This window comes from Streptomyces niveiscabiei (assembly GCF_001419795.1).
In the GTDB taxonomy this organism is placed as follows: Bacteria; Actinomycetota; Actinomycetes; order Streptomycetales; family Streptomycetaceae; genus Streptomyces; species Streptomyces niveiscabiei.
Genome location: NZ_LIRL01000268.1, coordinates 240 through 23,218, shown reverse-complemented (window position 1 = coordinate 23,218; position 22,979 = coordinate 240). Strand labels below are relative to the sequence as shown.

Below are 22,979 nucleotides of genomic sequence, written 5' to 3'. Positions count from 1 at the left end.
TTCCTCAGCCCTTCACGGTGATGCCACGGGACTTGAGGTCGTCGACCGTCCACTTCTGCATGTGCGCCAGCAGGTCGGTGACCTTCTGCTGCTTGCTGACCACCTTGGCCCAGCCGGCTTGCAGCTCACTGAACATGGCCGTCCAGTCCGGGCCGAACGTCCAGTCCGTCGTGACCGTGTTCAGGCTGTCGCCGACGACCTTCTTCGCCGGTTCGTAGTGCGCGCCCAGCAGCTTCCGCGAGATCGACTCGTCGATGTACGAGCCGGTGTCGGCGAGCGCCGGCATCACGCCGTTGCCGGTCTCGGGGCTCGCCATCGTCTTGACCGCGCCCGGGTCCGTGGACATCCACAGCGCGGCCTCGGCGGCCTGCTTCGGGTTCTTGCAGTCCTTCGTCACCAGGGTGACGCTGCCCGTCAGGTTCGTGCCCGCCGGGGTCTTCGGCGCCTCGCCCGCGAACGTCGGCCACGGCGCCAGCGCCCACTGGCCGAACGACTTCGTGAAGTTCTGCACCATGCCGGCCATCTGCCAGGTCGAGATCTGGCGCGTCACCGTGCCGCCGTTGTCGTAGTTGCGCTGTACGGCCGCGTAGTCGGCGAACGAGAGCGTCGAGTTGAGGTCGTTGTCGATGATGTCCTGGATCACCTTCGCGGCCTTCAGCGTGCCCGCGTCCTGGAAGTCGATCTTCCACGCGTTCCCGTCGATCGCGTACCAGTGCGCGCCCGCCTGCATCGCGAGCACCTCCAGCGTGGAAGGGTCCTCACCGGCGTAGTTCGTGATCTTGACGTTGTGCTTCTTCAGCTCCTTGCCGGCCGCGACGAACTCGTCCCACGTCGTCGGCGCCTTGATGCCGTACTTCTGGAAGACGTCCGCCCGGTAGATCGTGAAGTTCGGCGAGGAACTGGTCGGCACGCCGTAGAACTTGCCCTGCACCTGCGCGCTCGCCCAGGAACCGGCGTTGAACCTGTCCTTGCTGGACGCCACGTACTGCGACACGTCGGCCAGCGCGCCCTGGGACACCCACGTCGTCACGTATTCGGCGGTGTTCTGCACCAGGCACGGGGCGTTGCCCGCCTTCACCGCGTTCGTCAGCTGCTTCTGCATCGTCAGCTGGTCGGTGACCTTCGTGTACTTGAGCTGGACGTCCTTGTGGGACGCGTTGAACGCCTTGACGACCGCCTCCTGACCGTTCGCCCAGCCCCAGTAGGGGAGGGTGACCGGGCCCGACGCCGAGGAGCCGCCGTCGTCGTCGCCCGAACCGCCGCAGGCGGCGAGCAGACCTGTCAGCGCGATTCCCGCTGCGGCTGCGCGGGCGATCCTTCTGCGGGGGCTGATGGCATTCATCTGACCGTGTTCCTTCGGGAAGTAGGCGTCTCGACGGGGCGAGAGCGGCGGCTCGGTACTGGCCGTAGGCGGCGGCCGGACGGCGAGGAGATCGCTGCGTCGGGCCGGCTCAAGCGGAAGGTGTAGTAACCGGTTGCTGTGACGTTAGGCCGACAGGATCGGCATTATCAAGAGGCGTGCGAGAAAATCTTGGGCGAATCGGCCCGAAATCCGGTAACCGTTTACGTACCCTGCCGAGGCGTGCGGAGGACGTTCCCGCCGAGGGGCCGGGACACCCAACTCGGCTGTACGGCAGGCGGGTTACCGCAGCGGCCCGGGCGGCCGGACCGAGTCCCGTACGACGACGTGGGTGCCCAGGATCAGGTGCTCGGCCTCGGCCGGCCTGCCCTCCCCGGACGGCCCGGAACCGGCGAGGTCCAGCGCGGCCCTGCGGTCGGCGACCGCCCGCAGCGCGACCCGGCCCATCTCCTCGTACGGCACGTGCACCGTCGTCAGTCCGGGCGTCAGCTGCGAGGCCAGCGGGATGTCGTCGTACCCCGCCACCGACACGTCGTCCGGCACCCGCAGGCCCACCGATCTCAGCGCCTGCATCGCGCCCGCCGCCACCACGTCCGTCCCCGCGAGGACCGCCGTGAAGCCCGGGGTCCGCGCAAGCGCCTGCTGAACCGCCGCGTACCCGTGCTCGTAGTCGTACGAACCGCGCCGCACGAGCCCCGGGTCGAACGGCACCCCGTACGCCTCGAAGGCCCGCCGCGCGCCCGCCAGCCTGCCCTGGGCGGTGGTCAGTCCGGCCGGGCCCGGCAGCACCAGGACCTTGCGGTGGCCGGCCGACAGGACGTGGCTGGCCATGGCGTAGGCGCCCGCCTCGTTGTCGTAGTCCACCGTCGTCGCCGGGACGTCGCCCTCCAGCGGCGGCCTGCCGACCAGGACCAGATGCGAGCCCGCCGCGTTCAGCGAGCGCGCGAAGCGGCCCATCCTCGTCTGGTACTCCGTGCGGTCGTAGGCCCCGCCGAGCAGCACCACGGCCGCCACGCCCTGCTGGCGCATCATGTTGACCAGCGCCAGCTCCCGCTCGGGGTCCTCGCCCGTCGTGCCGACCAGGGAGAGCCAGCCGCGCAGCGTCGCCGCGCCCTCGACGCCCTTGGCGACGTGTGCGAACGCGGCGCCGGTGATGTTGTTCATGAGGATCGCCACCGTTGGCGTACCGCCGCCCGCCAGCGATCTCGCGTGCGCGTTCGTCACGTAGTCCAGGTCTCGGACCACCTTCATCACGCGGCTGCGGGTGTCCGCCGCCACCGGGTAGTTGCTCACGCCCAGCACCCGGGAGACGGTCGCGACCGAGACCTTCGCCTCCTTCGCCACGTCCTTTATCGTCACCCTGCGCTTGGGGCGGCCGATCTTCTTGACGCCCGACTTCCGCTCACTCACCGTCACGCCTCCTTCCAGTCATGGGGGGTTCCACCGGCTCCGGACGGCCTCTCCGCCACCGCCGTCCGACCCGGTGACGACAAGGTATCCCGGTGGCCGACGACCCGTCAGAGCCTGTGGATAACTTTCGTCTACGCAGGTCAGAAGGGGTTCAGGCGCTTCTGGCGAGATCCGCGTGCCGGACCTCGTGGGCCGGCGGGAGGCCCTCCGTGAGCCGCTCGACCTCCGTCACGACGATCTCGCCGAGCCGTCGCAGCTCGTTACCGAGCGAACCGGCGATGTGCGGCGTGAGGATCACGTTCGGCAGCGTGTAGAGCGGCGAACCGGCGGGCAGCGGTTCGGGTTCGGTGACGTCGAGGATCGCGGTGAGCCGCCCCGCCACCACCTCGTCGGTGAGCGCCGCGTGGTCGACCAGCGCACCCCGGGAGGTGTTGATCAGGACCCCGCCATCGGGGATCAGCGACAGGCGCGCGCGGTCCAGCATGTGGTGCGTCTCCGGGATGTCCGGCGCGTGCAGGCTGACGATGTCGCTGCGGGTCAGCAGCTCCTCCAGGGACATCAGGCGGGCACCGAGCTTCTCCGCCTCGCCGGAGTCGACGTACGGGTCGTGCAGCAGCACCTCGAAGTCGAACGGCCGCAGCAGTTCGAGCAGCCTGCGCCCCACGCGCGACGCGCCGATCACCCCGACCCGGCGGCCCAGATTCCCGATCGGCGCGGTCTCGGCGGGCGTCGGCTGCGCGTGCGTACGGCGGTAGGTCTCGCGCAGGGAGAAGAAGTCCTTCCCGGCGAGCAGGATCATCGCGAGCGTGTACTCCGCGACGGGTACGGCGTTGGCGGTGACCGCGCTGGAGACGCTCACCCCGCGCGCCCACAGGGCGTCCCCGACCAGGGAACGCACCGAGCCCGCCGCGTGCAGCACGGCGCGGAGCTTCGGGGCGGCGGCCAGGGCCTCGGCGCCGAGGTGCGGGCAGCCCCAGCCGGTGATCAGGAACTCCGCCTCCGCCAGCGCGGAGGCCGCCGCCGGGTCGGTGAGGTCCTGGACGACGAGCGCGGGGTCGATGTCGGCGGTCCGGCGCAGCCGCTCCAGCACGGGCTCGGGGAACAGCAGCGGGAGGTGCACCGGATCCATGGCGAACACGGCCCTGGGCAGCGGGGCGCTGGGCATGACTCTCCTGAGGGCGAGTGGGGGTGAGTGAGGGCGAGTACGGGAAACGTTTACTGAAAGCGTCTTCTACCGTAAATCTGTGGCCGAGCCATGGTCAATCAGTCGGAGCGGATCAGTACCGATCAGGCCTGTGTCCCAGCTGAGCTGCCAATATCCCATCGGTGCCAGGGCGTTGAGGTCGTACGGGGTACACGGGGCGGGTGGACCGGGTGTGCGTGAAGAGGGTCGAGTCGTCACAACCGGTTGCAGTCCGCGCGCCCGGACGGCTTGTGTGGATCCAGGGGACGGGGCAAGCGGGCGGTGCCGGTCCGGGGTGGTTCACGCGGTCGGTGTTCGTGCAGCTCAGGAGCGTACCCCGGCCGTATCGGCGGCCTGTCGGGCGGGCCGTCCGGGGCGACCGGGCACGTGCACGGAGTTTTCGAAAACGTGCGCAAACCCTTGACGGGCCCCGTGAAGCGGCAGAAGCTCAGCGCACTCGGTCGTAGCAACCGGTTGCTACGCATTACTCGGGCGAGCCGCCGCCCTGCCCGTTTCCCCCTCTCCCATCTCCCAGAAGGCGAGACCCCATGCGCTCCCACGCCGGTGCCCCTCCCAGCCGACGCAGGTTCCTCGCGCTGTCGGCCGGCGGGGCCGTGGCCGGTGCGGCGGCGCTGAACGGCTGCGCGCTCCAGGTCTCCGGCTCGGTCGGCGGCGGGGGCGAGACCGTCACGATGATGGTGTCGCCGGGTGACATCACCTCGGACCAGGTCAGGCAGGTCAAGAAGAAGCTCGGGATCTCCGTCGCGCTGGTCAAGTGGGACATCACCAAGCTGATCGCGATGCTGACCAGCGGGAACCCGCCCGACCTGGTGCGCGGTGTGGGCGCGGTGGACGCCGCGTACTTCGCGGCCCGGGACACCGCCGAGAACCTCGACCCGTACTTCGCGCGCTCCACCGTCCTCAGGGCCGCCGACCTCGACCCGGTGAACGACCTGTGGCGCTTCGACGGCCGCACGCAGGGCAAGGGGCCGCGCTACGGCATGGCGAAGGACTTCTCCCAGGACTCCATGTACTGGTACAACACCGCCGTCTTCGACAAGGCGGGCATCCCGTACCCGTCGCAGACCGAGCCGGTCACCTTCGAGCAGTGGCAGGAGGACGCGCGCCGCCTCGTCCAGCGCAAGCGGGGCCAGACCATCGTCTTCGGCGGCAGCTACGCCGGCCTCACCCGCTCGACGCTGCTCGCGACGATGACGGCCTCGGCGGGCGGCAGCCTCTTCAGCGACGACTTCTCCCGCGTCGACTTCACCACCCCCGAAGCCCGCAAGGCGCTCGCCTGGTACATCGACTACTGCCACACCAAGGTCGGGCCGAGCCTGATCCAGCCCGACCCCAACGGCTGGGACGGACCCACCTACCAGGCCGGACGCATGGCGATGTCCAACTCCGGCTACTGGCTCGGCGGGATGATCGGCACCGACCCGAAGCTCGCCGCCGTCTCCCGGCTCGCCCCCGCACCCGTCTTCGCCGGCGGCCCCCGCATCAGCGCCTGCCAGGGCGGCACCGGACTGTGGATGCCGAAGAAGGCGAAGAACAAGGATGCCGCCTGGCGGATCTTCGAGTGGTTCTTCGGCGAGGAACCCGCCAGGGAACGCGCCGCCGGAGGCTGGGGCATCCCGACCCTCAAGTCGCTGCGCCCCCTGATGCCCCATCAAGAGGCTTACCAGCAGCGGACGTTGAAGGTGCAGGAGGACGAACTCAAGCACTACTCGGTCGTCTCCTTCACCCCGTACACGCGGGCCGACGCGCTCGACGCCCTCTTCAACCAGGTCGCCCCGGCGGCGATGAACGGCGCGATCTCCGTCGACCGACTCGCCGGACAGCTGAACGACGTCGTCAACGAGCAGCTCAAGCGCGGTAAGGAGCAGGTGGGATGACGGTCGATCAGATGACGGCGGCACCGGAACGGACCGAGACGCCGCTCGCCCGGGGGAAACGCGGCACGACCATGGTGGCCCGCCGCCACCGCGCGTTCTACCTGTTCACCTCCCCCTGGATCATCGGCTTCGTGCTGCTGACCGTGATCCCGATGGGGTACGCGCTCTGGCTCAGCTTCACCACGTTCGACGGGATCTCCCCGCACTGGAGGTTCATCGGCCTCGGCAACTACCGCGAGCTGATGGGCGATCCGGTGACCTGGGACGCCCTCGGCCGGTCCGGGCTCTTCGCCGTGACGTCCGTGCCGCTGTCCATCGCCGCCGGGCTCGGACTCGCCGTCCTGCTCAACAGGCCCCTGAAAGCACGGGGGTTGTTCCGGACGCTGATCTATCTGCCGGCGGTGGTGCCGCCGGTCGGCGCGGGACTCGCCTTCAAGGCGCTGTTCGACCAGAACTCCGGTGCCACCAACGGGGCGTTGACGTTCTTCGGCATCGACGCCGTGGGCTGGCTCGCCGACCCGTACGCGCGCTACGTGCTGCTGATGACCGTGCTGTGGACCGCCGGCAACATCATGATCATCTCGCTGGCGGGGCTCCAGGACGTACCCCGCGAACTCCACGAGGCGGCCACCCTCGACGGGGCGAGCGCCTGGCGGACGTTCCGCAGCATCACCGTCCCGCTGCTGTCGCCCGTCCTGCTCTTCCAGACCGTCACCGGGATGATCGCCTCGGTGCAGACCATCATGCCGCTGCTGCTCGCACCGCTCGGCGACACCAGCGGGATCACGACCGTCCCGCAGTCCAACTACCTGTACATGATGCACGTGTTCGCGCAGTACTTCGCGCTCGGCCGGTACGGCTACGCCTCCGCGCTGCTGTGGGTGCTCTTCGTCATCATCCTCGCCGTGACGGGACTGCTCTTCAGGTTCACGTCCGGCGTGGTCTTCTACAACGTCGACCCGGAGGCGAAGAAGTGACCACGACCGTCCGCGTCCGCACGGGCCGCCTCGCCCTCTACACCGGACTCGTCGCCCTCACCGGCCTGTTCCTCGGCCCGTTCGGCTGGCTCGTCCTCACCGGCCTGAAGACACAAGGGGAGTTGGCGGCCTCACCCGTCCACTGGCTGCCCGACCACTTCCAGTGGCACAACTTCGCCGACGCCTTCACCCAGATCGACTTCCTCGGATACGCCCGCAACTCCCTGATCATCGCGCTGATCTACGCCACGCTCGTCACCCTCAGCTCCGCCTGGGTCGGGTTCGGGTTCGCGCGCCTCGACGCACCAGGGAAGAAGACCCTGTTCGGCATCCTCATCGGCTCGATGATGCTGCCCCAGATGATCACCCTGCTGCCGACGTACCTCATCTTCGCCAAGCTCGGCATGGTGGACACGTACTGGCCGTGGGTCCTGTGGGGACTGTCCGCCGCGCCCTATCTCGTCTTCCTGTTCCGGCAGTTCTTCGCGGGCCTGCCGCGCGAACTGGAGGAGGCCGCGATCATCGACGGCGCCGGATACGCCGGGATCTTCTGGCGGATCTTCCTCCCGCAGTCCTGGCCCGTCCTGTCCGCGAGCTTCATCATCGCGTTCACCTGGACCTGGGGCGACTACATCGCACCCCAACTCCTGCTCTCCACCGACCGGACCACCCTCGCGGTCGCCGTGATGACGACCTACGTCAACGACTCGGGGGCACCGGTCCCCGAACTCCAGGCCGCCGCCTCGGTGATGTACGTCGTGCCGATCCTGCTGGTGTTCCTCGTCGCCCAACGCGGCTTCGTCGCCGGGATGTCGACGTCCGGACTCAAGTAACCCCCTTCGCCCGTACGGCCGGTTCGCCGCCCGGCGCCGACAGCGGCGACCGGCCTCCGACACCCCGGCCGCAATGAGCCGCCCCTCCTCCAAGGAGCCCCCGCATGAACACGCCCCTCTCCCGCCGCACCGCCCTCCAGGCCGCCGGCGCCGCCACCCTCGCCGCCGGGCTCACCGGCATGACGGCCGGCACGGCGGACGCCACCGGCACGGACGACGCCAACTCAGCGCCGAAGCTGGTCACTTACCCCCGCCCCGCGTCCATGCCGACCAACACCGGCTACAAGGTCCGCGTCCGCACCGCCCCCGACGGCGACTGGCAGACCCTCGACATCTGGCGCCCCCAGCTCGGCGAGATCAACGCGGCCACCGGCTCCGGCAAGGTCTACAACTCCTCCCTGGTCTCCTTCGACTTCCACGGCTCCGTCGAGATCGAGGTGACCTACCTCAAGGGCGGCACCACCAAGGCCCGCGTGCGACCCGACTCGTACGGCATCACGCCCGAACTCCTCGGCGACACGCTCCGGTTCACCCTCGACGAGCCGCGCAACGTCGTCGTCCAGATCAACGACGACGTCTTCGACACCCTGCACGTCCTCACCGGCCGCCCCGACCCGCACGCCCCCAAGTCCGGTGACCCGGACGTCCTTTACTTCGGGCCCGGCGTGCACACCGTCTCCGGCGGCACCCTGAAGGTCGCCGAGGGCCAGACCGTCCACCTCGACGGCGGCGCCGTCCTCACCGCGACCGTCCTCTTCCAGGGCGTGAAGAACGCCCGCCTGACCGGCCGCGGCTTCATCAACTCGACCTCCGGGGGCGGGGCGTTGGTGGAGAACAGCGAGAACATCCGCATCGAGGGCGTCACGATGCTGAACCCGAACGGGTACGCCACCCAGCTCGGCAACAGCAAGAACGTCCACATCGAGGGCCTGCGCTCGTTCAGTTCGAAGGGCTGGGGCGACGGCATCGACGTCTTCTGCAGCGAGAACGTCGTCATCGACGGCGTCTTCATGCGCAACTCCGACGACTGCATAGCGATCTACGCGCACCGCTGGAACTACTACGGCGACACCCGCAACGTCACCGTGAAGAACGCGACCCTGTGGGCGGACGTCGCGCACCCCATCAACGTCGGCACACACGGCAACACCGACAACCCCGAAGTCATCGAGAACCTGCGCTTCCAGAACATCGACATCTGCGACCACCGCGAACCGCAGATGAACTACCAGGGCTGCATCGCCCTCAACCCCGGCGACTCCAACCTGATCCGCAACGTCCGCGCCGAGGACATCCGGATCGAGAACTTCCGCTGGGGCCAGGTCATCTACATGAAGGTCATGTACAACACGAAGTACAACACCTCCGTCGGCCGGGGCATCGAGAACGTCTACATCAAGAACCTCACCTACACCGGCACCAACGCCAAGCCGTCGCTGTTCCTCGGCTACGACGCCGAACACGCCGTGAAGAACGTGACGTTCGAGAACCTGGTGATCAACGGCCAGACCATCGCCGACTCGATGAAGAAGCCGGGCTGGTACTACACCACCGACGTCGTGCAGTGGTTCGCCAACGAGCACGTCATCAACCTGAAGTTCATCACCACTGCGGAAGCGCAGGCCCAGCAGTGAGCCCCATCAGCCGCCGCGGACTGCTGAGCTCGTCCGCAGCCCTGTTCCTCGCCGCCGGGACGAGCACCCTGACCGTCCCGGCGGCGAGCGCCAACACCCGTACGCCCCACAGTGGTTCACAGATCGCCCACCCCGGCCTGCTGCACACCGCCGACGACCTGGCCCGCATGAAGGCCGCCGTCGCGGCCAAGCAATCCCCGGTCTACGACGGCTACTTGGCGCTCGCCGCGCACGCCCGCTCGCAGAGCACGTACGCCGTCCAGAACACCGGCCAGATCACCTCCTGGGGCCGGGGCCCCACCAACTTCCAGAACCAGGCCGTCGCCGACTCGGCCGCCGCCTACCAGAACGCGCTGCTCTGGGCGGTCACCGGCGACCGCGCCCACGCCGACAAGGCCCGCGACATCCTCAACGCCTGGTCCGCCTCGCTGACGATCGTCACCGGCGCCGACGGCCCGCTCGGCGCCGGGCTCCAGGGCTTCAAGTTCGCGAACGCCGCCGAACTCCTGCGCCACACCGGCTACGACGGCTGGACGGACGCCGAAATCGCGCGCTGCGAACGGTCGTTCCTCGACGTCTGGTACCCCGCGGTCTCCGGCTACATGCTGTACGCCAACGGCAACTGGGACCTGACGGCCATTCAGACGATCCTGGCCATCGGGGTGTTCTGCGACGAGCCCACCCTCGTCGAGGACGCCCTGCGCTTCGCGGCGGCCGGCGCCGGCAACGGCAGCGTCGCCCACCGCGTCGTCCAACTGGACGGCCAGGGCCAGGAGTCGGGCCGCGACCAGGGCCACGAGCAGCTCGCCGTCGGCCTCATGGGCGACATCGCGCAGGTCGCCTGGAACCAGGGCGTCGACCTGTGGGGCTTCGACGGCAACCGCATCCTCGCCAACGCCGAGTACGCGGCCCGCTACAACCTCGGCGGCGACATCCCCTTCACCCCCGACCTCGACCGCACCGGCAAGTACATCAAACAGACGGTCTCCGCGATCGGCCGCGGCAACCTGCCGCCGATCTACGAGATGTACCTCGCGCACTACCAGGGCGTACGCGGGATCGAGGCGCCGAACGTCCGGGCGGCCGTCTTCCGGGGCGCGAACGGCGCCCGCGCGGTCGAGGGCAGCAACGACGACCTCCCCAGCTGGGGGACCTTCGCCTACGCCGGTACGACGGCCCCCGCGCCGACGGCTCCCGCGCCCCCGGCCGGGCTCACCGCCGTGGGGGAGGAGCGCGCGGTCGAGCTGGCCTGGCTGCCCTCTGTTGGTGCAAGCGGTTACACCATCCGGCGCGCCACCCACCCCGCCGGCCCCTACACGGTGCTCGCGACCGGCGTGAGCGCACCGGAGTACACCGACACCGCCGTCCGGCCCGGCAGGGCCTACCACTACACCGTCAGCGCCTCCAACGCCCTCGGGGAGAGCGGGAGTTCGGCGGCCGTCGCCGCCAACGCCGGGCTGCCCGGGCCCTGGACGAGCGGGGACGTCGGGGCGGTGCGGATCCCCGGCTCGACCGCGTACGACGGGGAACGGTTCGTGCTGGAGGCGTCGGGCACCGCCGACACCCACCAGTTCGCCCACCTCCCGCTGCGCGGCGACGGATCGGTGACCGCGCGGATCGTGTGGCCGCTCAGCTCGCAGTACTCCAGGATCGGCGTCACGCTCCGGAACGAAGCCGACCCCGACGCGGCCCACGCCTCCATGCTGATCCAGGGACTGCCCCTGCACACCTGGAGCGGCGTGTGGAGCGTACGCCCCACCAAGGGCGCGCCCGTTTCAGCAACCGGTTCCACCCCCGTTCCGCCCACCCAGCAGGAGGCGATCACCACCAAGGCCGCCTTCCCTCTCGCCAACCTCGGCGCGCTCCCCGAGTCGGCGACCCCGCTCGAAGCGCCGTACGTCGAGGGCGCGGGCGACGGATACCGGCTGCGCGCCCCCTACTGGGTACGGGTGACCCGCACGGGCCGCCGCTGCACCGGAGCGATCTCCCCGGACGGCGTCCACTGGACCGAAGTCGGCTCCACGGAGATCGAGTTGGGCCGCACGGTCCGCGCGGGACTCACCCTCACCTCCTGCCTGGGCGTCGACGCGCCGTACGCCGAGACCGGGACCGGCGCCTTCGACAACGTCACCGTGACGGACGGCTCCGGAACCCTCTGGCGCACCCCGCGACCCACCCGCACCGCCACCGACCTCACCTCCGGGCCGAACGGCCTCACCTGGACCGACCCCGACCTGTCCGCCCGGTACACCGTCCTGCGCGCACCCCGCCCCGGCGGCCCCTTCCGGGCCGTCGCCACCGACGTCGGACCCGTCGGCTTCGGCACCCGCATCCGCTGGACCGACCCGACCGCCGACCCCGGCACGACGTACCACTACGCCGTCGCCAAGACCAACTCCACCGGAACCGGGCCCTGTTCGGCGACCGTGGCGGCCCGTGTCGCGGCGGCGCCCGCACCGATCGTCCCGGTCCCGCCGAGCCGGGTCCCCGCCCCCTGGACCGCCGCCGACCTCGGCGACACCGTCACCGACCGGTCCGCGTTCGGCACGCTCGGGGTCGTCGCGATCCTCACCCCCGGCAGCACCACGTACACGGACGACACCTTCACCGTACGCGGCGCGGGCGTCGACCTCAGCGCCAACAACCAAGGGATGACAGGCCAGTTCGTACGGCGACAGGTCAGCGGGGACTGCACGGTCACCGCGCGGCTGCTGTCCCGGGAGGGCGCCACCGCCGACCGGGTCGGGCTGCTGATGAGCAAGTCCGCGAACCCCTTCGACCTCGCCGCCGGTCTCGTCGTGACCGGCGGGAGCACCGCGCAGCTCATGCTGCGCCCCACGGTCGCCGGAGCCTCCGCGTTCACCGGCGCGACGGCCGTCCAACTCCCCACCCTGCTACGGCTGAAGCGCACGGGAACCGCTTTCGCCGCAGCCGTCTCCACCGACGACGGCGCCACCTGGACCACCCTCGCCGAGGGCGCGGTCCCGCTCTTCGGTGACGCCCCCTATCACGTGGGCCTGGTGGTCTGCTCGCGCAGCCAACTCGCCCTCGCCACCGCACAGTTCACCGAGGTGATCGTCACCTCCGACTAGACGGGAGCCCCACCCCCATGAGCCGCACTCCCCAACTCCCCAGCCGCCGCACCCTGTTGAAAACGGCGGGCGGCCTCGGCGCCGCCCTCGCGCTCGGCGGGGCGGCCTCCGCGCTGACCCCCACCACCGCGGATGCCGCCCCGGCGACCTTCACCCACCCCGGCATGCTCCACAACGCCGGTGACATCAACCGCGCCAAGGTCCGCGTCGCCGCGGGCACCGACCCCTGGCTGGCCGGCTGGAAGAGGCTGACCGCCAACTCCCACTCCGCCTCCACCTGGACGAACCGGGCCACCGCCACCATCGTCCGCGGCGGCACCGGCGAGAACTACCCCCAGCTGTACAACGACATCGCCGCCGCCTACCAGAACGCCCTGCGCTGGCGGGTCGCCGGCACCGAGGCCAACGCGGCCTGCGCCGCGAACATCCTCAACGCCTGGTCGAAGACGCTGACTTCGGTCACCGGCAACGCGGACCGCTTCCTCGCCGCCGGCATCTACGGCTGGGAGTTCGCCAACGCCTGCGAACTCATGCGCGGCTACCCGGGGTTCGACCTCGCCGCCGCCCAGGAGATGCTGGTGCGGGTCTTCTACCCCCTCAACAACCAGTTCCTGACCGGCCACAACGACGCCTGCATCACCAACTACTGGGCCAACTGGGACCTCTGCAACATGGGTTCCGTCATGGCCATCGGCATCCTCAACGACGACGCGGCCAAGTACGACCAGGCCGTCACCTACTTCAAGTCCGGCGCGGGCAACGGCTCCATCAAGAACGCCGTGCCCTTCCTCCACACCGACTCCGACGGCTACGCGCTCGGCCAGTGGCAGGAGTCCGGCCGCGACCAGGGCCATACCGTCATGGGCATGGGCCAGATGGGCGCGATCTGCGAGATGGCCTGGAACCAGGGCGACGACCTGTACTCGTACGACGACCGCCGGTTCTTCAAGGCCGCGCAGTACGTCGCCAAGTACAACCTCGGCCTCGACGTCCCCTTCACGACGTACACCTGGGGTACGGGGCAGAACTGCGCCCGGCAGTCCCAGACGGTCGTCTCCGCGACGGCCCGGGGCCAGGCCCGCCCGGTCTGGGCGCAGCTGCACTTCCACTACAACCGGAGGCTGAACCTCGACGACAAGTACATCGCCCAGATCTACGCCACCGTCGCCCCCGAGGGCGGCGGCGGGGACTACGGGACTACGAGCGGAGGCTTCGACCAGCTCGGCTTCGGCACCCTGATGTACGCCAAATAGCCCCCTGAACGGCTCGTGCACCGGAATACCGGGCGCCTTCGTGGTGCTCTGGTACTACCGGTGCACGAGTGCGGCGAAGGGCTGGTGGCGAATGAGGCCGGTGGTCAAGACCCCTTACGGCGATGTACGCGGCAGGTATGAGAACGGCATCTCGGTCTTCCGGGGTATCCCGTACGCGGCGCCCCCCTTCGGGGCCCTGCGGTTCAGGCCCCCGGTGCCGCCCGAGCCGTGGAGCGGCGTCCGGGACGCCGGGGAGTTCGGTCCCACGGCGCCGAAACCCCCGTACTCCGAAGCCTTCGCGCAGTTCCTGTCCGACCCCGACATCCCGGGGGACGACTGCCTCAATCTCAACATCTGGACGCCCGAGCCCGGCCCAGGTGCCCGGCTGCCGGTCGTCGTCTGGTTCCACGGGGGCGCGCTGACCAGGGGGTCTTCCGCCGTTCCGGTGTACGACGGGACGTCGTTCGCGCGGGACGGGATCGTGTTCGTGTCCCTCAACCACCGGCTCGGCGTCGAGGGCTACGGCCTCTTCCCGGACGCCCCCGCCAACCCCGGACTGCGCGACCAGCTCGCCGCCCTCCAGTGGGTGCACGACGCGATCGGCGCGTTCGGCGGCGACCCCGACCGCGTCACCCTGATGGGCCAGTCGGCCGGCGCGATCAGCATCGGCGCCCTCATCGCCGTACCGCAGGCGCAGGGCCTGTTCCGGCGGGCCGTGCTCCAGAGCGGGGCGCCCGAGGCGTCCGACCGGGACAAGGTGCGGCGGATGGTGCGCCGGATGGCGAACCGGCTGAAGGTCCCGGCGACCGCCGAGGCGTTCGCGGCCGTCGACCGCGAGCTGCTGCTGCGCACGCAGTACGAGGTCGGGCGGCTCTCCAGCCCCGTCCTCGGCGGGCCCGCGTTCGGGATCGTCACCGACGGCGACCTCGTGCCCCGCGACCCGCTCCAGGCGCTGACCGACGGCGACGTCGCCCGTGACGTGGACCTGCTCGTCGGCTGGACCAGCGACGAGTACCGGCTCTGGCTCGTCCCCGGCGGGCTCGTCGAGCGCGTCGACCGGCTCGGACCCGTCGCCCTCGCGGGGGCCATGGCCCGCTGCCACTGTGGCTCCGAGGTACCACGGGGCTACCGGGCCCTCCACCCGGACGCCGGGCCCGCCGAGGTCGTCGGCCAGATGGTCACCGACCACATGCTCCGCCGCCCCCTGCACCGCCTCGCGGACTCCCGCCCAGGTACGTCATACCTGTACGAGTTCGCCTGGCCCTCCGGACGCCCCGGACTCGGCGCCTGTCACTCCCTCGAACTCGGCTTCGTCTTCGACGCCGGCCACTCGCCGGACTCCGTGAAGCTCGCGGGAGGAAACCCGCCGAAGACGCTTGCCGTGGAGATGCACGGAGCGTGGACGCGGTTCGTGAAGACCGGCGACCCCGGCTGGGAGGCGTGGGACGCGACCCACCCGGTGCGGGTCTTCGGCGACGGGGAGACCCGGACGGTGCCCGGCCTGCGAGACGCCGATCTCGCACTGTGGGACGTCGAGCCGGCCGTACCGCACCAGGCGGAAGCCGTTGTGCAACCGCTTCCCGCACGTTCTCTGCGGGGGACCGAGCTGCGGTCGGTGGTACGGAGGCTGCGGCGGACGGGGTCCGGCAAAGCGGGGTAACCGGTTACAGCCCGTTACTGCAAACCTTTCGGCGGCTTCACCGAGTCCCGGACGACCACATGCGTCCCCAGCAGCAGATGCTCGTCCGACGCGCCCGGCGCGCGCCCCAGGGCCGTGCGCACGGCGACGCGGCCCAGCTCCTCGTACGGCACGTGGACCGTCGTCAGCGCCGGGTACAGGTCACGGGCGTACGGGATGTCGTCGTACCCGGCGAGCGAGACGTCGTCCGGGACCTTCAGGCCCGCCTCGTGCAGGGCCGTCAGCGCGCCCGCCGCGACCATGTCCGTCGCCGCGACGACCGCCGTGAAGTCGAGGCCGTCCGCGAGGGCCCGGCGCATCAGGCGGTGGCCCGAGTCGCGGGTGAAGTCGCCGTGCAGGACGAGCGCCGGGTCGACCTCGACGCCGCGTGCCCGGTGCGCGCTGCTGTAACCGCGTTCCCGGCCCTGCGCCGTCGTGTGGTCCGGGCGGCCCCCGAGGAACAGCACCCGGGTGTGGCCCTGCGCAAGGACGTGGGCGACCAGGGCGTGGGCGCCGGACTCGTTGTCGTACTCGATGACCGTGACCGGCGCGCCCGGGTTCAGCGGGGGGCGCCCGCACAGCACCAGGCGCGAGCCCGCCGAGGCCAGCGAGTCGGCCATGCGCGTGGTGCGTTCCCGGTACTCCGGGGTGTCCGCCGTGCCGCCCACGAGGATGACGGCGGCGGCCCGCTGCGCCCGCATCATCTCCACGAACTCGGTCTCCTGGCGTACGTCGCCCTCCGTGCCGCACACCAGGCACAGGTGGCCGTGGCGCGCGGCCTCGCGCTCCACGCCGTACGCCATCAGCGCGAACGACGGGCCGGTGATGTCCTCCAGGACGAACGCGAGCGTGGGGGTGCCGACCCCGGCGACCGCCTTCGCGCGCGCGTCGGCGACGTAGTCCAGGTCCCGTACCGCGCGCATCACCCGCCCGCGCGTCTCCGCGCTCACCGGGTACACCCCGCCCAGCACCCGCGACACGGTCGCCGCCGACACCCCGGCGCGGGCCGCGACGTCCCGGATCGTGCTGCGCTCCCCGCTCTTCCTGGTCATGTTCCGCCCCTCTTCGCCCCGTGCTGCGCCCCGTGAGACCGGTGGAAACCCACGCAGTAACCGCTTTCCGCCGGGGGTCGGTCCGCGTCCCCGCGCAACTGCGGAAACAGTTCGGGTAAACGGTTCCCAGCGGGGAGGCTAGCAGCGTGCGAGGGGGCGGGCGCGAGCCGGCGGGCGACCTGGGCCGGGGCGTTCCGCCCGCCCACGCCGACGGGGCGCCACCGCGCCCGCCCCGGCTAGTCCGCCAGCGTCTTCGCGATCGACGCGATGGCCTCCGGGCCGACCCGGCAGCAGCCGCCGATCAGGCGGGCGCCCGCGGTGCGCCAGCCCTCGACCTCCTCCGGCGCGAACGAGGAACTCCCCGTCCAGGCGCGGGCGTTCGCGTCCCAGCCTTCGCCGCTGTTCGGGTAGACGACCACCGGCTTGCCGGTCACGCGGGCCGCGATCTCCACGGCCCTCGTCGCGTCGCCGGGCGCGCAGCAGTTGACGCCGACCGCGACGATCTCGTCGACGTCCGCCGCCAGGGCGAACGCCTCCTCCAGGGGCTGTCCGGCGCGCGTGCGGTCGCCCTCGACGCTGTACGAGAGCCAGGCGGGGACCCCGAGGCCGCGCACGACCTCCAGGAGGGCCTCGGCCTCGTCGGCGTCCGGGACGGTCTCCAGGGCCAGGACGTCGGGGGCCGCGGCGGCCAGCGTCTCGATGCGGGGGCGGTGGAAGGCGGCGAGTTCGGCGACGGTGAGGCCGTAGCGGCCCCGGTACTCGGAGCCGTCGGCGAGCATGGCGCCGTACGGGCCGACCGAGGCGGCTACGTAGAGGGGGCGCCCGGCATCGGCCCGCCGTGCCGCTTCCCGCGCCAACTCCACGCTCAGCGTGAGGAGTTCGCTCGCCCTCTCCCGCTCGATGCCCCGCTTCGCGAACCCCTCGTACGTCGCCTGGTAACTCGACGTGATCGCGACGTCCGCCCCCGCGAGGAAGTACGCGAGGTGCGCCCGCGTGATCGCCTCCGGCAGCTCCGCGAGGAGCCGCGCCGACCACAGCTCGTCGCTCAAGTCGTGCCCGGCGGACTCCAGTTGGTTGGACATGCCGCCGTCGAGGACGAGGGAACCGGCGGCGAGGGCCTCGGTGAGGAGCGGGGAGGGCGTTTCGCTGGTCATGCCCCGACGCTAGTCGACACGGCGCGGGCGGGCCGATTGTGTCCAGTTCGTGAACGGACTGCCCACGATGTGGGATACGGGGATACGATCACGCCCCCTCGTCCCGAAACCGCCCCTGGAACCACGATGACCTCCGCCAGCACCCCCGAAGCTCCCGCAGAAACCGCTCCCCGTCCGGCGTCCCCGCGCCGCACCTTCGGCCTCACCGCCGCCACCGCCCTCGTCATGGGCAACATCATCGGCGGCGGCATCTTCGCGCTCCCCGCCGCCGTCGCCCCCTACGGCACCCTCAGCCTCCTCGCCTTCGTCGTCCTGTCCGTCGCCGCCGTCCTGCTCGCGCTGCTCTTCGGCAAGCTGGCGAAGCGCAGCCCCGTCACCGGCGGCCTGTACGTCTATCCGCGCGACGCGTTCGGCCCGTTCGCCGGGTTCCTGTCGGCGTGGTCGTACTGGACGATGTGCTGGGTCTCCATCGCCGCGCTGGCCGTCGCGGTCGTCGGCTACGTCGACGTCCTGATCCCGCTGCACGGCAACCACGCGCTGGAGGGGCTCGTGGCGCTGCTCGCGCTGTGGCTGCCGGCCGCCGCGAACTTCGCGGGGACGCGCTGGGTCGGCACGGTCCAGATCGTGTCCACGGTGCTGAAGTTCGTCCCGCTGCTCCTCGTCGCGACGATCGGCCTCTTCTTCGTCGACACGGACAACTTCGGCCCGTTCAACGCGACCGGCGACAGCGTCCCGGGCGCGCTCGCCGCCTCCGCCGCCCTGCTCCTGTACAGCTTCCTCGGCGTCGAGTCGGCCGCCGTCAGCGCGGGCGAGGTCGACAACCCGGAGCGCAATGTGGGCCGCGCGAGCGTACTCGGCACGCTGGCCTCGGCGTTGGTGTACATCCTCGGCACGGTCGCCGTCTTCGGCCTCGTCCCGCACGCCCAACTCGTCGAGTCCGGGGCCCCGTTCGCCGACGCGGTGAACGCCATCACCGGCGGCACCTGGGGCGGCACCGCCATCGCGCTGGTCGCCGTCGCCTCCATCGTCGGCTGCCTCAACGGCTGGATCCTCCTCGCGGCACAGATGCCGTACGCGGCGGCCCGGGACGGCCTGTTCCCGAAGCCGTTCGCGAAGGTCGGCAAGGGCGGCGTCCCCGGCTTCGGCGTGTGGGCGGTCGCCGTGCTCGGCACCGCGCTGATCGGCCTCAACTACACGGCGGGACCGGACACCACGTTCCGGGTCCTCGTGCTCATCACGACGTTCACCGGCTGCGTGCCCTATCTCCTGTCCGCCGCCGCCCAGTTGTACTGGCTGGCGCGCGGCACGCGCGAGCGCGTACGCCCCGCCGGGCTCGTCCGCGACCTGCTCGTCGCCGGGCTGTCGTTCGGGTTCTCGTTCTGGCTGATCGCCGGGGCGGGCTACGCGGCCGTGTACCAGGGCGCGTTGTTCCTGTTCGCGGGAATCCCGGTGTACGTCTGGCTGAAGGGACGCCAGGAGGGGCCTGAGACGCAGGAGTAGACCGCCCCGAAAGCCCTGGCCGAAAGTCTTCGAAAAAAGTTTTAGAAAACGCTTTCTCCCGAGTCACGTCAGACCCGTTGACCTCGTCGTAACGCGCACTTACCTTTTCGCCGTTCGGAATGTCACGTTCTGTTCGCAGTGTCGAACACCGCTCGTGAGGTGCGCCCCCACATGAACCCCCTCGTCCTCCACCGCGCTGACCCCCAGGCGCTCCGGCACACGGACGGCCACTACTACTTCACGGCGACCCACCCCCAGTACGACCGCATCGTCCTGCGCCGCTCCCGCACCCTCGAAGGTCTCGCCGAGGCCCCCGAGTCGGTGATCTGGAACGCCCACCCCACGGGCGACATGGCCGCCCATATTTGGGCCCCGGAACTCCACCGGGTCGACGGCGCCTGGTACGTGTACTTCGCCGCCGCCCCCGCCGAGGACGAGTGGAGGATCCGCATCTGGGTCCTGGAGAACCCGAACGACGACCCCTTCGAGGGGAGTTGGACGGAGAAGGGCCGCGTCGAGACGGAGTGGGACACCTTCTCGCTCGACGCGACCACGTTCGTACACAAAGGAGTCCAGTACCTGGCCTGGGCCCAGGCGGACCCCACCCGCGAGGGCCACAACACGGCGATCCTGCTCTCCGCGATGGCCAACCCCTGGACCCTGACGAGCCCTCAGACTGTCCTGTCCGCACCGGAGTTGGAGTGGGAGTGCCGGGGCCACAAGGTGAACGAGGGCCCGTACGTCATCACGAGGGACGGCCGTATCCACCTCACCTACTCCGCGAGCGCCACCGACCACCACTACTGCGTCGGCCTCCTCACCGCCGACGCGGAAGCCGACCTGCTCGACCCGGCTGTCTGGACGAAGTCCCCGCTCCCGGTCCTCGCCACCAGCGAGGCGAACGGCGTCTACGGCCCCGGCCACAACTCGTTCACGGTCGCCGAGGACGGCGAGACGGACGTGATCCTCTACCACGCCCGCTCCTACAAGGAGATCGACGGCGACCCCCTGGACGACCCCAACCGCCACACCCGCATGCAGCCGTTCGGCTGGAACCCGGACGGCACACCGGACTTCGGCGTCCCCAGCGCCGACACCGCTAAGGAGAGTGCGTGAGATGAGACGTGTGTACGCGATCCTGATCGCCCTCTGTACGGCCCTGGCCGGCGCTCTGGCCCTGGCCGGTCCCGCCCAGGCCGCACCCCAGACGCTCCCCAACGGCGTCCAGTTCACCGACACTTCGGGCAACGCCGTGCACGCCCACGGCGGCGGTGTCATCAAGGTCGGCTCCTACTACTACTGGTTCGGCGAGGACCGCAACGCCGACAACACCTTCCGCTCGGTGGACGCCTACCGCTCGACCGACCTGAAGACGTGGGAGTTCCGCAACCGCGTCCTGACCCAGTCCAGCGCCTCCGAACTGGGCACGGCGTACATCGAGCGCCCGAAGGTCATCTACAACGCGTCCACCGGCAAGTTCGTGATGTGGATGCACAAGGAGAACGGCGTCGACTACGGCGAGGCCCGCGCGGCGGTCGCCGTGTCCGACACGGTCGACGGCAACTACAGCTACCAGGGCAGCTTCCGCCCCCTCGGCCAGCACATGTCGCGTGACATCACGGCGTTCGTCGACACCGACGGCACCGGCTACATGGTCTCGGCGGCGAACGAGAACTACGACCTCCACATCTACCGGCTGACGGCCGACTACACCGGCATCGCGAGCCTCGTCGCCAACCCGTGGGCCGGCGGCCACCGCGAGGCCCCGGCCCTCTTCAAGCGCAACGGCGTCTACTTCATGCTGACTTCGGGCGCCACCGGCTGGAGCCCCAACCAGCAGCAGTACGCCACCGCGACGAACCTCGCCGGTCCCTGGTCCGCGATGACGAACGTCGGCGACTCGACGGCGTACGGCTCGCAGACCGCGTACGTCCTGCCGATCCAGGGGACTTCGGGCACCTCGTACCTCTACATGGGCGACCGGTGGGGCAACTCCTTCGGCGGCAAGGTCAACGACTCCCGTTACGTGTGGCTGCCGTTGACGTTCCCGAGCAACACCTCGATGTCGATGTCGTGGTCCCCGGAGATCACCGTGGACACCGCCGCAGGGACCGTCTCCGGGATCAGCGCCACCTACAACACCCTGGTCGCGCGGCACAGTTCGAAGTGCGCCGACGTCGCGAACCAGTCCCTGGCGACCGGCGCCGCGATCAGCCAGTACACCTGCAACAGCGGCGGCAACCAGAAGTGGTGGTTCAAGGACCTCGGCACCGGCTACTACCAACTGATCGGCCGCCAGAGCTCGTTGTGCCTCCAGGAGAACGCGAGCAGCGTCACCCAGGAGAACTGCGGCAGCGCGACGACCCAGCAGTGGAGCGTCACCGCCTCCGGCAGCTACTGGCTCGTGAAGTCCCGCGCGAGCGGCGAGTGCCTCGACGTGAACGGGGCGTCGACCGCCAACTCGGCGGCGGTCATCACGTACACGTGCAACGGCGCCACCAACCAGCAGTGGACGCGCGGTAGTTGACGCAGCCGGGAGGGTCCGGAGCCGCGCGGCTCCGGACCCTCTCTCCGCTAGGCCAGCAGGTCGATCGCGTCGATCGCCGTGCCCGCGCTCAGGAACCCGGTCGACCCCGACCCGCTCACCACGTTGATCTTCAGCGTGTTGTACTGGCCGGTGTCGGTGAGCCACGCGCTCGCCGGGACGTTGTACGTGAACGTGTAGTTGTTCCCCCGGTACGACCCGTTCGTCAGCGACCGCGTGCTCGGCTGGGTGGGCGGCGTGGGGATCGGCGACGTCCAGGAGTCGTTGACGACGACCTGCGGACGGCCGTTCGCGTAGGCGGTGGTGACCCCGATCCGCAGCGTGTGCGCGGCGGCGGCCTGCGCGGCCGTCAGCTTGAAGTACACGATCAGACCGGAGTTGACGTCCTTCCAGAGGTAGCAGGGGAACGCGGACGTCTCGTTGCCGCTGCCGATCACGACGTTCCCGGTCCACGCCGAGGCGCGGGTGTCGGAGGGGTGCGCGTACGTCATCAGGTCGGCGTTCTTGAACCCGCTCGGCGTGCCGTTCCAGTCGCCGACGCGCCAGATCGTCCCCGCGTTGGAGGGGTCGTTGGAGGACGGGATCGCGATGGAGTTGAGGGTGGTCGTCCCGCCGGCGGTGACGTTCACCGACTGCGTGTAGACGGCGAGTTCCCCCTTGAACACCGTCAACGTGTACGCCCCCGGCAGGACTTGCCCGATGGAGAAGAAGCCGTCCGAGGAGCGCACCGAACCCCAGTACTGGGCCGTGGAGTTGGCGAGGCCCACGGTGTACGGGTACGCCGTGTTGCGCCCGGTGATGCCGACGCCCGCGACCCGGCCCCGGCCGCCCGAGGCGACGTACCCGGAGATGCCGAGCGAGTCCGCCCAGGGCGTCGTCAGCGTGCCCGCGTACAGCGAGGAGGAGGGGGCGCCGCCGTCGGTGAGGGCGATGACGTACGGGCCCTGGAGGCCGAAGCGCTCGTTCTCCGTCTGGTTCTGGGCGTAGTGCAGGATCTCGTACAGGCCGCCGCCGTCCGCGCTCTGGTGGCGCAGCAGGGAGCGGTAGAAGGGGCCGCCGGACGCCTTCTCGTGGTTGGAGCGGACGATCCACAGGCCGACGCCGTTCGCGCTCCAGCCGACGTAGTTGTAGTCGATGACGCGCAGCTTCGAGTAGTGCTTCGAGCGGGTCTGGCCGTCGGACTTCCGGAAGACGTCCGACGCCTCGATGGTCGTCGGCGCGTAAGTGTAGGAATCCGGCTCGTCGTTGAGGAACAGGCCCGCCTTGACACGCAGGATGAAGCGGGTCGACGCGACCGAGGTGTCGGCGCGGTTGGTCCACAGGTAGATGTTGTTCTCGCCGCTGCGGGCCGCGTAGTAGTGCCGGAGCGTGCCGTAGGCCACCGAGACGAGGATCGTCGAGCCGGACTGC

The 22,979-nt window shown here is 70.3% G+C and carries 16 protein-coding genes; 10 read left to right on the top strand and 6 right to left on the bottom strand.

Going from position 1 to position 22,979, the window contains the following annotated elements; genetic code table 11:
• Nucleotides 1-4 precede the first annotated feature (4 nt).
• The 3 genes from AOK24_RS14410 to AOK24_RS14400 form a co-directional block, all read right to left on the bottom strand.
• Nucleotides 5-1,342 carry an ABC transporter substrate-binding protein gene (locus AOK24_RS14410; protein ID WP_055720466.1) on the bottom strand — a complete coding sequence of 446 codons (1,338 nt, stop codon included), beginning with the start codon at nucleotides 1,340-1,342 and terminating at the stop codon, nucleotides 5-7.
• Nucleotides 1,343-1,642: 300 nt separating this feature from the next.
• Entirely contained in the window at nucleotides 1,643-2,770 is a 1,128-nt protein-coding gene (locus tag AOK24_RS14405; RefSeq protein ID WP_055720472.1) for a LacI family DNA-binding transcriptional regulator, read from the bottom strand.
• A gap of 151 nt (nucleotides 2,771-2,921) precedes the next feature.
• Nucleotides 2,922-3,935: a hydroxyacid dehydrogenase gene (locus AOK24_RS14400; RefSeq protein WP_055720465.1), complete on the bottom strand. Its 1,014-nt coding sequence runs from the start codon at nucleotides 3,933-3,935 to the stop codon at nucleotides 2,922-2,924.
• Nucleotides 3,936-4,501: 566 nt separating this feature from the next.
• Between AOK24_RS14400 and AOK24_RS14395 the strand changes: the two genes are divergently transcribed.
• The 7 genes from AOK24_RS14395 (at nucleotide 4,502) to AOK24_RS14365 (ending at nucleotide 15,300) form a co-directional block, all read left to right on the top strand.
• On the top strand, nucleotides 4,502-5,851 hold the full coding sequence (locus AOK24_RS14395) for an extracellular solute-binding protein (protein ID WP_055720464.1): 1,350 nt from the start codon (nucleotides 4,502-4,504) through the stop codon (nucleotides 5,849-5,851).
• On the top strand, nucleotides 5,848-6,828 hold the full coding sequence (locus AOK24_RS14390; RefSeq protein WP_055720463.1) for a carbohydrate ABC transporter permease: 981 nt from the start codon (nucleotides 5,848-5,850) through the stop codon (nucleotides 6,826-6,828). Before AOK24_RS14395 ends, AOK24_RS14390 begins: the two co-directional genes overlap by 4 nt.
• Nucleotides 6,825-7,661: a carbohydrate ABC transporter permease gene (locus AOK24_RS14385; RefSeq protein WP_055720462.1), complete on the top strand. Its 837-nt coding sequence runs from the start codon at nucleotides 6,825-6,827 to the stop codon at nucleotides 7,659-7,661. Before AOK24_RS14390 ends, AOK24_RS14385 begins: the two co-directional genes overlap by 4 nt.
• 104 nt (nucleotides 7,662-7,765) lie before the next feature.
• The gene (locus tag AOK24_RS14380) at nucleotides 7,766-9,295 is read left to right on the top strand and encodes a glycosyl hydrolase family 28 protein (RefSeq protein ID WP_055720461.1); all 1,530 of its coding nucleotides are present in this window, start codon (nucleotides 7,766-7,768) and stop codon (nucleotides 9,293-9,295) included.
• Entirely contained in the window at nucleotides 9,292-12,387 is a 3,096-nt protein-coding gene (locus tag AOK24_RS14375; RefSeq protein WP_055720460.1) for an alginate lyase family protein, read from the top strand. The genes AOK24_RS14380 and AOK24_RS14375 overlap by 4 nt, the downstream gene beginning before the upstream one ends.
• Nucleotides 12,388-12,404: 17 nt before the next feature.
• Nucleotides 12,405-13,640, top strand: a complete 1,236-nt coding sequence (locus AOK24_RS14370) for an alginate lyase family protein (RefSeq protein WP_055720459.1) — start codon at nucleotides 12,405-12,407, stop codon at nucleotides 13,638-13,640.
• 100 nt (nucleotides 13,641-13,740) lie between these two features.
• Nucleotides 13,741-15,300, top strand: a complete 1,560-nt coding sequence (locus tag AOK24_RS14365; protein ID WP_055720458.1) for a carboxylesterase/lipase family protein — start codon at nucleotides 13,741-13,743, stop codon at nucleotides 15,298-15,300.
• A 14-nt stretch (nucleotides 15,301-15,314) separates the two neighbouring features.
• Here AOK24_RS14365 and AOK24_RS14360 read toward each other — a convergent pair whose 3' ends face one another.
• Nucleotides 15,315-16,370: a LacI family DNA-binding transcriptional regulator gene (locus AOK24_RS14360; protein ID WP_055720457.1), complete on the bottom strand. Its 1,056-nt coding sequence runs from the start codon at nucleotides 16,368-16,370 to the stop codon at nucleotides 15,315-15,317.
• 236 nt (nucleotides 16,371-16,606) lie between these two features.
• The gene (mmuM, locus tag AOK24_RS14355; protein ID WP_055720456.1) at nucleotides 16,607-17,524 is read right to left on the bottom strand and encodes a homocysteine S-methyltransferase; all 918 of its coding nucleotides are present in this window, start codon (nucleotides 17,522-17,524) and stop codon (nucleotides 16,607-16,609) included.
• A gap of 126 nt (nucleotides 17,525-17,650) precedes the next feature.
• On the opposite strand from mmuM, the gene AOK24_RS14350 reads away from it, so the two are divergent.
• The 3 genes from AOK24_RS14350 (at nucleotide 17,651) to AOK24_RS14340 (ending at nucleotide 21,551) form a co-directional block, all read left to right on the top strand.
• On the top strand, nucleotides 17,651-19,024 hold the full coding sequence (locus AOK24_RS14350; protein WP_055720455.1) for an APC family permease: 1,374 nt from the start codon (nucleotides 17,651-17,653) through the stop codon (nucleotides 19,022-19,024).
• Nucleotides 19,025-19,153: 129 nt separating this feature from the next.
• On the top strand, nucleotides 19,154-20,140 hold the full coding sequence (locus tag AOK24_RS14345; RefSeq protein ID WP_240553902.1) for a glycoside hydrolase family 43 protein: 987 nt from the start codon (nucleotides 19,154-19,156) through the stop codon (nucleotides 20,138-20,140).
• 1 nt (nucleotide 20,141) lies between these two features.
• Nucleotides 20,142-21,551, top strand: coding sequence for an RICIN domain-containing protein (locus AOK24_RS14340; protein WP_055720453.1), 1,410 nt, complete (start codon nucleotides 20,142-20,144; stop codon nucleotides 21,549-21,551).
• Between the two features lie 47 nt (nucleotides 21,552-21,598).
• Here AOK24_RS14340 and AOK24_RS14335 read toward each other — a convergent pair.
• Nucleotides 21,599-22,979: rhamnogalacturonan lyase B N-terminal domain-containing protein (locus AOK24_RS14335; RefSeq protein WP_055720452.1), on the bottom strand; the 1,381-nt coding region annotated here is incomplete at its 5' end.